Source organism: Chryseobacterium sp. S90 (assembly GCF_047444895.1).
In the GTDB taxonomy this organism is placed as follows: Bacteria; Bacteroidota; Bacteroidia; order Flavobacteriales; family Weeksellaceae; genus Chryseobacterium.
Map to the genome: position 1 here is coordinate 1,667,580 of NZ_JBLGCX010000001.1, position 16,796 is coordinate 1,684,375.

The 16,796-nt window shown below is 37.0% G+C and carries 8 protein-coding genes; 2 read left to right on the plus strand and 6 right to left on the minus strand.

The window, feature by feature from the left end; all coding sequences use genetic code 11:
* Window positions 1-225: 225 nt before the first annotated feature.
* From ACLMCG_RS07665 to ACLMCG_RS07690, 6 genes are all read right to left on the minus strand, one after another.
* Window positions 226-939, minus strand: a complete 714-nt coding sequence (locus ACLMCG_RS07665; protein ID WP_413959389.1) for a 3-ketoacyl-ACP reductase — start codon at window positions 937-939, stop codon at window positions 226-228.
* Between the two features lie 351 nt (window positions 940-1,290).
* Entirely contained in the window at window positions 1,291-2,877 is a 1,587-nt protein-coding gene (locus ACLMCG_RS07670) for a calcineurin-like phosphoesterase C-terminal domain-containing protein (protein ID WP_413959390.1), read from the minus strand.
* Between the two features lie 46 nt (window positions 2,878-2,923).
* Entirely contained in the window at window positions 2,924-4,372 is a 1,449-nt protein-coding gene (locus ACLMCG_RS07675; RefSeq protein ID WP_413959391.1) for a SusD/RagB family nutrient-binding outer membrane lipoprotein, read from the minus strand.
* Window positions 4,373-4,383: 11 nt separating this feature from the next.
* A complete protein-coding gene (locus tag ACLMCG_RS07680; protein ID WP_413959392.1) occupies window positions 4,384-7,344 on the minus strand; it encodes a SusC/RagA family TonB-linked outer membrane protein in 2,961 nt (986 codons plus the stop codon).
* A gap of 493 nt (window positions 7,345-7,837) precedes the next feature.
* Complete coding sequence (locus ACLMCG_RS07685; protein ID WP_223601778.1) at window positions 7,838-8,584, minus strand: glycerophosphodiester phosphodiesterase family protein; 747 nt, start codon at window positions 8,582-8,584, stop codon at window positions 7,838-7,840.
* Between the two features lie 168 nt (window positions 8,585-8,752).
* Window positions 8,753-11,836 (minus strand): carboxypeptidase regulatory-like domain-containing protein, encoded by a 3,084-nt coding sequence (locus tag ACLMCG_RS07690; protein WP_413959393.1) that lies wholly within the window; start codon window positions 11,834-11,836, stop codon window positions 8,753-8,755.
* Between the two features lie 324 nt (window positions 11,837-12,160).
* Between ACLMCG_RS07690 and ligA the strand changes: the two genes are divergently transcribed.
* Together ligA and ACLMCG_RS07700 are read left to right on the plus strand one after the other, a co-directional pair.
* A complete protein-coding gene (gene ligA / locus ACLMCG_RS07695) occupies window positions 12,161-14,164 on the plus strand; it encodes an NAD-dependent DNA ligase LigA (RefSeq protein ID WP_413959394.1) in 2,004 nt (667 codons plus the stop codon).
* 100 nt (window positions 14,165-14,264) lie between these two features.
* Window positions 14,265-16,763: a T9SS type A sorting domain-containing protein gene (locus ACLMCG_RS07700; RefSeq protein WP_413959395.1), complete on the plus strand. Its 2,499-nt coding sequence runs from the start codon at window positions 14,265-14,267 to the stop codon at window positions 16,761-16,763.
* Window positions 16,764-16,796: the final 33 nt, after the last annotated feature.

Genomic DNA, 16,796 nt, shown 5'->3' on the forward strand with positions numbered 1-16,796 from the left:
CCATTAGCTTTAGCCAAAACTTATTATAAAAAGATATTTCCGTATTATTTTTTTTAAATGTGAAAAATTCCAGGTTTTGGCTAAAGCCATATAGAGCTTACGAAAAGAAAAAGCGGGCTAAAGCCCGCTTCTATTAAATTTTTGTTATCCAAGGAAGATCAAGAGTTCTTTTCTGAAAGCTTTAAACTCTAAACCTTGAAACTTGAACTTTAAATTTTAAACCTCTTATGGGTTTGTCGAGAAGATTGAACCATTTGCGATCAATGCTCTTCTGTTCATTTTCAGAATATCTCTTACCCATTCTGCAAAGTCTTCCGGCTGTAATACTTTATCAGGATTTCCGTCTGTAAGTCCGCCCTGGATGCTCATATCCGAAGCAATGGTACTTGGAGTTAATGTAATTACACGGATGTTTTGTTTTCTCCATTCAGCCATCATGGATTGTGATAAAGATACTACTGCTGCTTTTGAAGCGGCGTATGCGGACATATTTGGTCCTCCTTTCAGACCTGCAGTAGAAGCTACATTGACGATATCTCCTTCTCCTTTAGCTTTCATAAATGGGTGAGCTGCTTTCGCTGCATAATATACTCCAAACAGATTGGTTTTAATTACCTGCTCCCATGTTTCAGAAGGCATTTCTTCAATACTTCCGAAGTCTCCGATTCCTGCATTGTTGATCAGAATATCAATGCCTCCCAATTGTTCTGCCAAAGATTCTATTCCAGCTTTTACCTGAATTTCATTGTCTACAGAAAAAACTGCGTATGAAGAATTTACTCCCAGTTTTTTGATTTCTTCAACCGTCATTTTCAGGTTTTCCTCATTTCTTCCTGTAATGGCAACGTTTACTCCTTCATTGGCTAATGCTAATGCTACAGCTTTTCCCAGTCCTCTTCCACCACCTGTTACGATGGCATTTTTTCCATTTATATTCATAGTAATGATACTTTTCTTTGTACAAAGTTACAAAAGAACATTTTTACGAAGCTGTGAAAACACAGATTTAACTTATATTTTATTCAACCACAAAAGTCACAAAAGATGATTAACATTGAGAATATTTGAAAGTAATCATCCTGCATAAAAGTTCATATAAGATGAAAAAGTATATTTTTTTATATAAAGCCTAAGTGTACTTCATTGTACTCAAAGTCATAGCTTAAAAAATTGAGTGTTTAAAAACTTTTGTGACTTTTGTGGTTTCCCAGAACCTCATCAAAAAATTAAAACCGGCTCATGGAGAACCGGTTTCAAAATCTAAAAAAGGTATAGTAAAAAAAATAAAGATTAAGGAATCTGGATTGAATTCTGTACTTCAAACTCTTCTGAAGCTGAGAATTCATTTCCATACATATCAACAGCCTTCACCTCCACTTTATGCTTTCCTAATGGTAGTTTCTTAGGAAAATCGGCTTCCCAGATGTGCTTTGACATTTCGGGATTGGAAGGTCTTCTTCCGGGGAAAATCTTCTCTGTAGCATCCCATTTGAAAACTGAAAGGGCAAAATTCGGGTCTATGGTTTCATCGTACTCCATTTCTTCCCATTTTCCGCCATCTATTCTGTATTCTACTTTGTCTTTTTTGCTCCCCATGAAGAAATTAGCCAATATTTTTGCAGAGGTTCTTGAGGAAGGAATGACTTTCGGAATATATAATTTGATCTGATAATCATCCGGTTTTCCGGCTGTTTTGTATTTTACTTTATACTGATTGTCTTCAAAACTGATGAATGAATATCCTTTTGCTGTTCCGTCTCTCATTGTGGAGGTAGGAAGTCCGGCATCATCAGGTGTTCCTGAGTACCAGTCACCACAAGTAGTTCCTACATTATATTCGTGCAGTTCTTTTATTCCGTTCCAGCCTGCTTTTTTTCCATAGAAAATCTGCTGTTGGATATGTGTATGTGCTGATAGAAGTAATACATTCTGGAAAGGATTCAGAAAATCAAATAATTTCTGACGGTCCGCATTTCTGAAACTGTCTTCATTATTATGCTCCAGTGGAATATGGAAAGAAATAACGATCAGTTTATTTTTATCAACCAGTTTCAGGTCGTTTTCAATAAACTGAAGCTGATCTTCGCGGAATCCTCCCCAATATCCTTTACCATCTCTCGGATCAGGATAAAGAATATCATCCAAAATAATGAAGTGTACGTTACCATAGTTGAAAGAGTAATTGGCAGGACCAAAATTTGATTCAAATGTTTCATCGGAAAGGCGATCTTCTTTCGCATCATAATTCATATCATGATTTCCCATCACATTATACCAAGGCAGTCCGACTTCTTTCATGACGTCTGCATAAGGCTTCTGAAGACTTAAATTATCTCCTACCAGATCTCCTAAACTGATTCCCAGTACTGCATTTTTCTTGGTATTTTTCACTTCATTTACGATTCCTCTTTTGAAGTAATCCAGTTCTTTTTCTGTGTAAGGCTGCGGGTCTCCGAAAACAAGGATATCAAAGTTTTTATTTTCGTTTTGCTTATAAAGCGGAAAGTTCAGCTCTTTCGGAAGATCTCCTGTAGCAGCAACTCCTTTGTATTTGAAATCTGCAGGAGATCCTTTTGGCTTATGATGATAATAAAATTGTGGAAGGTTGTTCGTATTTAAAGCAGTCTGATATCCTGAAGGCTTGATGACAAAAATAGTCTGATCTTCCTGAACCGGAAGACTGTACCGTCCGTTTTTATCGGTAAGAACTACATGAACACCATTAGAAACGGCTACACCTTCAATTCCTTTTTCGCGGTTTTCTTTCTTTTGGTTTTTGCTGCTGTCTTCGTATACATATCCTGAAACAGAAGTTTGAGAGAATGCCATTGCTGAAACCAGGATGCAAGGCACTAAAAATTTTATATTGATACTCATTATCTTTTAATCTTTAAATTATTTTCAATTTTTTAAATTCAGTCTGTTATTTATTCCACCACATTTTTACGTTGATATTGTCTCCTCCCATCGACTGTACGGCTGCATTATAGTTATCTGTATTCATCACTTTTGTAGTGGTAGGATACATAAATCTTACAGGCATTTGCCCTCCGTTCTGAAGTCCTCCGTTGTTAGGAAGTACAGGCAGTTTTGTACGTCTGTATTCGTACCATTGCTGATGGTCTACAAAAAACAGGGAGATATATTTCTGAAGCATCAGCTTTTGCAGAGAACCGTCGTAAGCTACGTTTGCATTGCTGAAGTAATTGGCCGGAACTGTTGCTCCCCATTGTTCAATGATAGATTTCACTCCGGTTTCGTAATAGGTTTGCTGATTTCCTGCAATAATCCCTTTGTTGACTAATTCTGCCAGGATAAACTGAACCTCAGAATAGGTCATGATTAAGATTTTTAATGGTGCTTTTGCCAGGTTTTGATTAAGGTTTGAAGGCTGATAATTGAAGGCTGTTCCCAAAGCATATCCTGAAGGCGCTCCTTTATACCCAAGATCTTCTCCTGAACCTGCTTTAGCTTTCGTAAAAAACATGCTCAGTCTTGGATCATTGTTATCTTTCATCGCATTTACAAAAAACTCGCCTGCTGATCTGTAGGCCGTAAAATCCTGAGGACGGGCAATTGGAGGTAAATATGGAGATACTCCTGAAAGCGGAAGCACTGCGCTATCTGTATTGTTTTGAAAAACAGGATATTGTGCAGGGTTGTTGACAATTTCCTGGATTCTTTCATGTACATTTACTTCACCGTTTCTGCTCAAAATTCTGGTCAATAATCTTAATGAAAGAGAGTTACAGAATTTTTTCCAACCTAAGATACCAGTCTGGCTGTTGGTATTGGCATTGTAAAACAAATCTGTTTCTGCTAATGCCTGATTTGGATTGAATAGTGAATTGGCTGTCTTCAGATCATTTAACAACTGAATGTAGATATCTTTCTGCTTATCATATTTTGGCCTTAAAATATTTTCTTCAATCTTCACTGCTTCAGATAAAGGTACATCACCAAAAGCATCGGTAAGATTGGAAGCTATCCAGGCATTTAAAACCATTGATATCGCCAGATAATTACTATTCTGTTCTTTCTCTGCATATTTTCTCAGATCACTTACCTGCTTCAGCCATCTATAAGAGGTATTCCAGTAACCGTTACCACTTTTCTCATCCATATAGTATCTGCTGTAGGTATTTCCTTCATTCGGAAAGTCTAAAGCGATCTGCATGATATCAAAAGTGAAATCATCAGCTCTGTTATAACCATAGCTCGCCATTTCATATTGAATAGGAGCAAGAAGACTTCCCACCGAAGGATCTTTTATTTTGCTGGTATCTGTATTGATTTCTTCAAATGTTCTGTCGCAGGACTGAAGCATGAAAACAGAAGCGGCCAATGTCAGATTTATGATTAATTTTTTCATTTTTAAAGATTTTAGAATTTAAGATTTAACTGAAAACCGACTGTTCTTGCGGTTGGAAGCTGTCCCATTTCAACTCCTGGAGTAATGGTTGCATTATCCAACGTCGCGACTTCAGGATCAAACAATGGGAACTTCGTCCACATCCACAGGTTCTTTCCGAAAATGGCAATCGTAAGATCATCCAGACCGATAGATTTTATGGTTTCTTTCGGGAAAGAATACGCAATTCTGGCATCTCTCAGCTTAATAAAATCTGTACTGAAGCTGTTGGTTTCCACATTGGCTCTTCGATAGTAATCTCCGTAATAGGAAGATACCAGCACTCCTTTTGTATTCGTACTGAAAGATCCGTCAGGGTTCTGAACAACACCGTCTCCTACAATCATTCCGCCAGGATTATCTCTTCCCGGCAGGGTAGATTTCAGTTTACCCTGTTCAGACATTTTATGATGTGACTGAGAATAAGCAATACCACCGTACTGACCATCAAATGAGAAACTTATTGTGAAGTTTTTGATCTTAAAATCATTCTGAAGACCAGCACGCCATTTCGGGAATGCATTGCCAACTTTTTCAATATCTGCAGGTCTTCCCGGAAGCCCATTGTCCCCGTAGATGACTTTTCCGTCCGGAGTCCTTAATAATTTAAATCCATACATGTCACCAAGAGAACCTCCCACTTCCATTTTATAGAAGACAACATCCCCTACGTTGGAAACAATTCCGTCAAATCCTTCAGGCAGAGTCATTACTCTGTTTTCGTTGGTAGACCAGTTTCCACCTACTTTCCATGAGAAATTTTCACCTTTTACGGCAAGGATGTCTGCTGAAAGCTCAAGACCTCTGTTACGGATTTTCCCTGCGTTGATTACCCTTTTGGAATATCCACTTTCGTAAGGCAGAGAAACAGGGATAATCTGGTTTTCACTTACGTTCTGATATGCGGTAAGATTAATATTCAACCTGTTTTTGAAAAGACTGAAATCCATACCGGCTTCAATATTTGTATTTTTTTCAGGTTTAAGCGAAGGATTGTTAAAAGTTGTAGGAGCTATTACGCTTCCTGTAATATTACTTCCTGTATAATAATTATCCAAAAGATAAGGATCACTGTCTATCCCTACTTTCGCCCATGAAGCTCTCAGTTTCCATAAATTCAGATTATTACTTTTGAGGTTAAAAATATCTGATAGAATGAAGCTGGTACTCACTGAAGGATAAAAGAAGGATCTGTTTTGCTTCGGAAGTGTAGAACTCCAGTCATTTCTTCCGGTAACGTCCACAAATATTTTATTGTCATATCCCAGAGTAAGCAATCCGTAAACACTATCAACATGTTTATCTCTTGGCGCTGGATATTTAACCGGAATATTAAGCGCATTGGTAAGGCTGTACTCACCGGCAGTTTTCAATCCTATGGCCTGGTAATCAGTCATCAGGTATTCGTTATAACGGATACTTCCCCCTGCAGAAGCGGAAATACTGAATTTATTCCAATCTGCTTTGTAAGAGAATAAAAGGTCATTGTTGTATTCCTGATTTTTGATGAATTGTTCTCTGTAGAACCCTTTCAGATAATTGGCAGAACTCCATGGTCTTTTGGTGGTTCTTTTTTCATTCAGAATTTCAATACCAGACCTCAGCATTAAACTGAAATTCTTATTAAACTGGTAATCTGCCGTAATGTTTCCTGTAATGGTCTTTTTTCTGACCCCATTCAACATTTCGTAAGCAATCATATAAGGATTGTCAATAAAGGAGCTGAAAGGATGAATTTGGTCAACCTGCTCCTGCCCCGGTTTCCAGATCGGTTTATACCATTCAAGATCCACATTGGGATTCTGGAAGATCATGAAATAGGAAATCGACTGGTTGTTGTATCCCGTCGCAGGAAGGTTGTCACTCGTAGTAGTGTTATAAGCAAATTTTGTTGATATTTTTAATTTTTGGGTAAGCTGATGAGCAAAAGATAAAGCAAAATTGAACCTGTCAAAACCTGTATTCGGCATCATCCACTCGTTATTAAGATAGGTAAGTGAAGATCTGAAGCTTGTTTTTTCGTTTGAGCTTTCTACTGAAATACTGTTCGAGTAGTTAGAACCTGTCTGCCAGAAACCTTTGATGTTATTTTCGTAAGGTCTCCACAACTGTCTTTCCTTGCTTTGCCCCATTACATTGGGATCATACTGGAAGTAATATTGTCCGGCAAATTTAGGCCCGAAAGCACTACTTGTACCTCCGGTACTTGGTCCGTCCGGGGAAAGGCCATATGAGTAGTAAAAACTTCCAGCATTTGTTGCCAGTGTTCCCTGTCCGTATTCATACTGGTAGTCCGGCCATTTCAATACGGAATCAAAGCTTGAAGAAGAATTGAAGGTTACTCTCAGTTTTCCATTCTTTGTTTTTCCTGATTTTGTAGTGATCATTAAAGCTCCGTTGGCGGCACGGGATCCATATAATGCGGCTGCAGAAGCTCCTTTCAATACAGTTACAGATTCGATATCGTCCGGGTTAATGCTGTTTAATCCGTTTCCAAGATCAATTGGAACATCACCTCCGGAACCAGCTCCATAGGCTGCCGTACCGGAACCTGTGGTAGAATTTCCCATTGGAACGCCATCCACTACAATCAGGGCATAGTTATGATCCATCATAATGGATTTTTCTCCTCTCAAAGTAATTCTGGAGGTTCCAAGCGGCCCTGCTCCGGCAGTCTGGATTTTAAGACCCGCCACTTTACCTTCCATTGATTGTGCCCAGTTGTTGTTCTGAGTTTCTTCAAATGTTTTGGCAGCTACTTTTTCTGCAACATATCCTAAAGCCCTGTCATGTCTCTTGATGCCCAAAGCAGTTACTACTACTTCATCAAGTCCTTTAACCGTGTCTTTTTTAGCTTTCTGCTGAGCTGCCAGATTAGCACTGACAAATCCTAACAGTGACAAAACCAATAGTTTTTGTGTCTCTTTACGCATTTACTTTTTGTTTGCGCAAAATTAGAACGACATTACAAGGATGGTCTTAACACAGTTTTAACGTTTCTTAAAAATTTATTAAACCATATGTTAATCCATCCTTAATAACATTAGATAAATACCTAGTTAATAAATACTTAAGCAATTAAGTATTTTTAATACTATTCTACAGCTATATTTGTTTACCTTTATTGTCTTTCTTTGAGTCAATACCACGTAAACAACATAATAAACTGATTTACAAAACGATAACACATGCTTAATTGCACTTTTTTAAAATATCCTAGAAAAGTACGGAGCAAGTTCCTAAAAAAAGAACAGAGAACAGTCTGCCCCCTAAAAGAGACAGACTGTGTAAATTATTGATTATTGTTGAGGTGGCTGGGAAATACCTTAAACCACCCCGTCAAAAATTCTTTGAATTTTTGCCACCCCTCCGGAGGAGGGGAATATTTCGTCTTTCAGATATACTATTTGTGAAAGATTTCAATCATTATTTATTCTTTAACTGATCAGGAATATTGGTTGTTACAAACCCGATCCCCTGTTTTTTCAACTCATCGTATACTGCAACGTCATTTACGGTCCATGAGTTTGTAATTAATCCTAATGTTTTAGCTTCAGCAATCCAGGTTGGATTTTTCTGGAAAACACTGTAATGATAATCCATACCATCCAATCCTTCTTTTTTGATCTGTTCAGGAGAAAGCTCACCGTTCAGATACTGAACTTTAAAGGCTGGAGCCAGTTTTTTGATCTCTTTACAGATATTCAGACTGAATGAAATAAACTCACTCTGAGATTCCAGCTTCATGTCTTTGATCATTTTTATCGTTTTCTGCGTGATTTCATTTTCAATTTCCGGAGTCTTTGCTGGTTTGATCTCAACGATCAGTTTCAAAGATTTATCTTTTTTTCCCTGTTTTAAATAATCTTTTAATGTTGGGAATTTTTCTCCATTGGATAATTTCAATGCTTCCAGTTCTTTGAATGTAGCTTCAGAAATTTCCATTTTACCATGATGTTCATCGTGATTGATCACCAATACACCATCTTTTGTCATTCTTACATCAAATTCAGACCCATATATTTTTAATTTCTGGGCATTTTCCAATGATTGAATTGAGTTCTCCGTTGTAGGAGGCTGAGTCTGGAAATATCCTCTATGGGCAATAATCTGGGTTTGTGCTTTCATCATAACTGTACTTAAAACTGCTAACCCTAAGATAAAATTTTTCATAATATAATTTAAATTATTAAAAATAAAGTTGTGAAACTTCCTGATAAAGGTAGTTATTAATAAATGAAAACCACAAAGACATAAAAGATTTACGGATTACAGCTAAGTGAGATTTACAATAGCTGACTCATTTTCTTTTATGTCTTCAATGATTGAAAAAGATAATTATTAGAAGGAATACTTCGCACCGATCTGAATCTGGTATGGATTTCCAGACATTGGAACCAAACCTCCCCCACTTACGTTTTTGGTATATTCATACTGCATGGTATCCTTGTTAAATCTGGTTACTTTATACAAGGAAGTATTTCCATATGAGTTGTTTACACCCCATTCTTTATTAAGCAGGTTCGCCACATTGAAAATATCTACAGAAAGTTCAAAAGCTCCTACTTTATCAAATTTAATTTTTTTCGCTACACGAACGTCCCAAACTCCATAGAAACCGTTTTTACCTCCGTTACGTTCTGCAATTTTCCCGTTGTATTCGTTGATATAATCTTTCAGAGCCTGTCCTACCTGTGGATCATCCAAAACGGATTGCGTAAGATTCGGGAAGATAAAAGCAAGGTCATTGGAATCTACGAAATCACCATTGATGTTTCCTCCTGTTGTTGCTGAGAAACGGGTTCCTCCGATTCCTGAATATCTGATCCCTAATGTAAATCCGGCGATTGTAGGAGAGTTTCCATAGATCACGACTTTATTTCTGAATTGGTTATCAGAATAGGTCATTCTTAAATCTCTCGGATCGCTCTGAATCATGGTGGATAATGTTGCAGAGTTGGCTACGTTTCCGTTGTAAGAAGTATTGTCTTTGATATCAGACCATGTATAACTTGCGGTGATTTCTCCATCTTTCCAGTAACGATAACTTGTATCTATTACGAATGAAAACTGGTTTACTTTACCATCACTCACCAACTCCAGTACTCTTCCGAAATTATTATTGATTCTTCCCTGTTTCCAGTCGAAGCTTACACTATTATTGGCATTATTGGTAATAGCACCTGTAGGAATAAATACTCCTCTTCCGCCTTCATTAGCTAATGTGAAGAAAGGATTGGCTACCATGTTTCTGTCATAGTAAAAATAATTATTTCTACCTAAAGCCATATATCCTGCGATCCCTGCTCTGAACCTTTCATTAAAGAAATGGGTATAAGAAATATTGGCTTTATAAACAATTGGGATTTTTGCATCCTTACCCGTATAGTTAATGGTTGGAATCTGGTACTGGGAAAGAGACGGAGCAGAGTTATAATCATTTCTGTAGCTGTTGAAATCCGGGAACGGAACATCTTTACCCGTTACATCCACTGTAGCCAGATGCTTTCCATCAAATACAAGGTTGTTAATGATCATATAGTTGTTGATATCTGAAGAGAAAATTCCGGCTCCGAACTTCAGGAAGTCCTTATTTCCTTCATTGATGTTCCAGTCAAACTGGAATCTTGGCTGGATCACAAATGATTTGATTTGATTATCGGTTCTGATTCCCATTTCATCAAACAGTTTCTGGTTGAATTTTGCTTTCGGATAACCTCCGTAATCTAATCTTATACCAGCCATTAAATCAAGACCTTTGGCCACTTTAGTCTGAAACTGCCCATAAAGACCGATGTTCCAGATATTTGATCTTACAGACGGATCTTCCATTAAAGGAACTTCTCTGTAGAACCGGTAAGGAGTCATTGCGTCAAAGTTGCTCATTCCCTGAAAATGGAATCTTCCGTTCACTTCACTTCCATATATAGATTTTGCTGATGTATACATAAGATCAGCCCCAAATGTATATTTTACTTTATCTGTGTTGTAATATAAGTTATCTACAATTTGAAACACATTATTTGTAAAACCTTCCTGGGCAAAGCGGTGCCCTCCGAACTGAATATTCGTAGATCCTGCACTGGAAGATACTCCTTCAACAATAGCTCTTGGAACAGGTTTTCCTAATTGATTATTTTGGTAACTGTCCTGAAAAGTATAAAGATACTGCGCCTTTAATTCATTGGTTAAATTAGGCTGCAAATTTGATCTTAAGGTTAATAACAAACTGTTGTCAAGGTTTTTATCATTTCCGTAAGATTCAAAGAAATTGATATTGGTATTATCACCAAGACCGTTTTTATTTAGATCGTAAGTAAAGTTATTCCTAAGCGTTAATAAGTTCTTTTCATTGATCTGCCAGTCAAGACGTAAGAAGGCAGCATCAGAGTTTCTTACTTTATCAAACGTTCCAAATTGCGGACCGCTTCCTACCCCATATTTTGCTCTGGCAATATCCACAAATTGATTAAGCGTCTGCGTAGTAGTATTGAATCTCTTCTCGTCATCCGGAGATTTGATATCTGCAATCACCAAAGGTCTTGAATCCAGCTGATGATCCCATGCTACGAAGAAATGTAATTTATTTTTAATAATTGGTCCTCCCAATGAAAATCCGAACTGAGAAGTAGAGAAATCATTATCTCTTTTGTTTCCTCTGATGTCATACGGACTGGAAAGCCAGTTAGTTCTTAAATATTCCCAGGCACTTCCAGAAAATTTATTGGTTCCTGATTTGGTAACAGCACTTACAGTTCCACCTCCGCTTCTTCCCAATGTCACATCATATTGGTTGGTTGTAATTTTGAATTCACGTACTGCTTCAATAGAAATAGAGAAAGGAGCACCGCTTCGGCTGGTAGTGGATCCTGCAGAAGTTGGATTTTTTGCAGTCATCCCGTCAATTGTAAAGTTGGTGGAAGATCCAAGCTGTCCTGAAAGGTTTCCTCCTTTTCCGCTTAATGGTGACAGTTCAGCAAGGTTGGTAAAGTTTCGGCCGTTCACGGGAAGCATGCTGATGTTTTTTGCAGAGATTGCTGTAGCTGCTCCAAGGTTTCCGATCTTGTTTTTAAGGTTTCCGGTAATTTTTACTTCTTCAATAGTCTTTTCGTTCCCAAGATCCATATTCACGGTAACCTGATCTCCGAAGTTCACATTGTAACCTTCTTTTTTATCATCGTTTACAATAACTGTATAAGGCCCGCCAAGAGGTATTTCCTTAAAGATATATTCTCCTTTTGAGTTGGTTTCCGTTTCCGTTTTGAATCCTGTAGACTCGTTCACGATCGTTACTTTCACTTTTTCCTGAGCCGTACTTCCCGGCCCGGTAACTTTCCCTACAATAGAAGCCTGCGTGGTCTGTGCATACGCCATTGTTCCAAGCCCTAAAAACAATAATCCCAGTACAATCTTTACTTTTTTCATTTCTTCCGAAGATCTTTATGATTAATTTTTTGATGTTCGCCAGGAAACCTCTTTGATTTTCATGTTAATAGATCATGTTGAGGTTTCTTTCAATCAGATGTGCAAAGGTATTTTGACTTTAAGGGCTGGGTGTTTAAGAAAGTTTTAACATTTTTTTAATTAAATCAGAACGTTATGTTAAATTACTTTAAACACACGTTTTATTTCTAACAGAACCAAGCTGTTAAGACATATTACGTATTTTTAATTTTCCTGTACTATTTAATTCTGTTATTTTTTAAATGCAATTACTTTAGTTATTTTTGCTCAAAAGATAGAAACCCAATGTCTGAAAACATTCAACAAAAGATAGAACAGCTCCGCAAAGAGCTTCACCAGCATAACGACAATTATTATCAACTGGATACTCCTACTATTACGGATTTTGAATTCGACATGCTTCTGCAGGAACTTCAGGATCTGGAGGCAAAATACCCGGAATTTTACGATGAGAACTCACCTACGGTACGTGTAGGTGGTGGTGTTACCAAGGTTTTCCCTACCATTCAGCATAAATTCAGAATGTATTCACTGGACAACTCCTATGATTTTGACGATCTGGAAGACTGGGAAAAGAGAATCATCAAAACAATTGAAGATCCTGTAGAATTTGTTGCTGAGCTAAAATATGACGGTGCCTCTATTTCTATTCTTTATGAAAACGGAAAACTTTCACAGGCGGTTACCCGTGGTGATGGTTTCCAGGGAGATGAGATTACCCCGAATGTACGTACCATTTCAGATATTCCTTTGACATTAAAAGGTGATTTCCCGGCTCAGTTTTTTATGCGTGGAGAAATTTATCTGACCAGAAAAAACTTTGATAAAATCAATAAGCTCCGTGAGGAAGAAGGCCTTGATCCCTTCATGAATCCAAGAAATACAGCCAGCGGAAGTTTGAAAATGCAGGACAGCGCTGAGGTAAGAAAACGCGGACTTTCTTCTGTACTGTATCAGTTTATTTCCGAAGATATCCCTGCGGAAGCCCATTGGGAACTCCTTCAGAAAGCGCAAAGCTGGGGCTTCAAAACCTCTCAGCAGGCCAAATTATGTAAAACGATGGCTGAAGTACAAGAGTTTATTACTTTCTGGGACACAGAACGTCATAATCTGCCATTTGAAATTGATGGTATCGTTTTAAAAGTGAATTCGTTACAGCAACAGAGACAGCTTGGTTATACAGCTAAATCTCCCCGTTGGGCAATGGCGTATAAATTTAAAGCAGAAAAAGTAGAGACAGAACTTCAAAGTGTTTCTTATCAGGTGGGAAGAACGGGTGCTATCACTCCTGTTGCTAATCTTAAACCTGTTTTACTGGCCGGAACCATCGTAAAAAGAGCTTCTCTGCATAATGAAGATATCATCAAAAAACTGGATCTTCATGAACATGATTTTGTATATGTAGAAAAAGGAGGCGAAATTATTCCAAAAATTGTAGGGGTAAACACTGATAAAAGAACAGAAGAGAGCAGAGAAATTGAATATATCAAACATTGCCCTGAATGTGAAACAGAACTGGTAAAAATTGAAGATCAGGCCATTCATTTCTGTCCGAACGAACTTCACTGTCCGCCACAGGTTGTTGGAAGAATGATCCACTACGTTTCCAGAAAAGCCTTGAATATTGACAACCTTGGAAGTGAAACCATTGAACAGCTGTACAGAGAAAAACTGATCGAAAATCCTGCAGATTTCTATGTATTGACGAAAGAACAGCTTCTTCCGTTGGAAAGAATGGCTGAGAAATCAGCTCAGAACATCATCTCAGGAATTGAGAAATCCAAAGAAATTGCTTTTGAAAAGGTATTATATGGAATCGGGATCAAACATGTGGGAGAAACGGTTGCCAAGAAACTGGTCAAAAACTTCCCTACTATTGAAGAATTAAAGAATGCTACTGTTGAAGAACTTTGCCAGGTAGAAGATATCGGGACTAAGATTGCAATCAGCATCGTTGATTTCTTCCAGAATTCTGAAAACGTATTGATGATAGAACGTTTAAAATCTTACGGAGTACAGCTTGAAAAAGGAGAAACTACCAATGAAGTTTTATCCAACGTTCTGGAAGGAAAAACATTCCTTTTCACCGGAAAATTGTCATTATTTACCAGAGAATCTGCCGAGGAAATGGTAGAAAAACATGGCGGAAAAAATATTTCTGCGGTTTCGAAAAACCTCAACTATCTTGTGGTAGGTGAAAAAGCCGGAAGCAAGCTGAAAAAAGCTCAGGATATCGGAACAATTACAATTCTGGATGAGCAGCAGTTTCTGGATTTGATTGAAAAATAACAATTATTTTTAATAATTATTTACTAAACCATTAAGATATTCCTCTTAATGGTTTATTTTTGTTTTCAAATTACAACAAATAACCATTAACTAATAATACATGAAAAAAATCTACCTCATCATTTCTATGATGATTTTTGCAGTGTTTCAGGCGCAAAATGTGAATATTCCTGACACGGCTTTTAAGAACTTTTTGTTAACAGCTAATTACAGCAATGGCTATGCAAAGGATCAATATGGAAACAGTATTCCCGTTGACACCAATAATGATGGTATCATTCAGCAAAGTGAGGCTAGTAATGTGGTAAAACTATCTGATCTTTATTATGGAAACAGATCCTATATACAATCTATTGAAGGAATTAAAAGCTTTACTAATTTAACAGAATTATATCTTTTTGGTACTTCTGTTTCTGCAGTTGATTTAAGTAATATGACTAGCCTGATTGCTTTATCAGTAACTACGAATCCGCAATTAGCGTCACTTAATATTTCAGGTTGTACATCTTTGGTAACGATGACCTCCGAAAATAATAATATTATGAACTACAATCTGCAGAGCAATTCATTGAAAACTTTATATATCAGCAATTTAAATTCTACTCAGCCTATCAATAGCATTAATCTTAGCCTTTGCCCTAATCTGAAGTCTTTGGAGATCAATAAGACCAATATTCAATCTTTGGATTTTAGTAATATGAGTAATCTGGAATGGCTTCAAATAAGGAACAGTTCTTCAACCAATAGTATTAATTTAACAGGTTGTACGAATCTTAATAATCTGGGGATTTATAGCTGCAGCGCTTTAACAACACTTCAGTTACATAATCTACAAAACCTAGATACTGTATATCTTTCACAAAGCCCGATCTCCACATTATCTCTGGTCGGTACAACGAACATAGAGTCTCTTGGCTTACAATCTACAGGTCTGACAGCTATAGATCTTTCCATTTTTCCAGCTTTAAGACAGTTTGGTACTTTAAATAATAATCTTACAACACTGGATTTAAGTATGAATCCTTTATTGGAAAACATCACGATCTATGACAATGCACTTCTGAAAAATATTAATCTGAAAAGCGGAGGAACTGTATTGAACGTCACATCATGGTTTCATATAAATAATAACAATCCTAATCTTAAATATATTTGCTGTGATGATGGTGATTTCGCAGCGATCAGTAATTATTTATCTTCTTATTCTCTCAATACTATTAATTTAAATTCATATTGTTCATTCACACCGGGCGGTACTTATTATAAAGTTAATGGTACTACAAAATACGATATTAATAGCAATGGCTGTGATCTTAATGATGTTAACAAACCTTTCCAAAAATTTTCGATTACAAGCGGTTCTGTTTCCGGAAATATGATTGCTGATTCATCAGGAAATTATTCTATTCCTTTACAAACAGGTGCTCATACAATTACGCCAATTTCAGAAAATCCAGCCTATTGGACCATATCTCCAAGTACTTTAACAGTAAACTTTCCGGCACAAACAAGCCCTTTGATTCAAAATTTCTGTTTAACAGCGAACGGAACTCATAATGATCTTGAAGTCATGATTATTCCTGTAACAGCTGCTATTCCAGGATTTGATACCAAATACAAAATTGTTTACAAAAACAAAGGAACTGTGGCTCAATCAGGAAATATTGTTTTCAATTTCAACGACAATCTGATGAATTTCCTGAATGCAACAATTTCTCCCGCTACACAGTCTACAGGAATGTTAACCTGGAATTTCACCAATCTTCTTCCTCTTGAAACCAGAGAAGTCACCGTAACACTGAAATTAAATACCCCAACACAGACTCCATCGTTAAACAGCGGTGATATTCTGCATTACACAGCACAAATCAATGGAGCTGCTGATGAAACGCCTTTGGACAATAATTTCACGTTAAACCAATCGGTAGTCAATTCTTTTGACCCGAATGATAAGACTTGTCTGGAAGGAACTACTATTACACAAACCCAGGTTGGAGATTATGTGCATTATCTGATCAGGTTTGAAAACACAGGTACCGCAAATGCACAGAATATTGTGGTAAAGGATGTTATTGATACTTCTAAATTTGACATATCAAGTTTAGTTGCATTGAACGGAAGTCACAATTTTGTAGCAAGAATTACCAATCCGAATACGGTAGAGTTCATCTTTGAAAACATCCAACTGCCTTTTGATGATGCGAATAATGACGGTTATGTTTCGTTTAAAATCAAAACAAAATCTACCTTAAATCTTGGAGACAGCTTCAGTAATACGGCCAGAATCTATTTTGATTACAATCATCCGATTATTACCAATACTTACATCACAAGCGTTCAGAATGTATTAGCAATAGCAGAAGCCAATAAGGAAAATACTATTATTTCTGTTTATCCGAATCCGGTAAGAGATATTCTAAATATTCAATCTAAAAATGAAATTATAAAAGCTGAAATCTATGATGCAGCCGGAAGAATTATCAGTTCAACAAATGTAAAAGGAAACTCAATTCCTGTTTTTGAACTTTCTAAAGGAAACTATATTCTCAAAGTTTTCACGAGAGATCATGCAATTGTACAGAAGTTTATCAAAGAGTAAGCTCACGAATGCTATAAAAAAAGCTGCGAATAA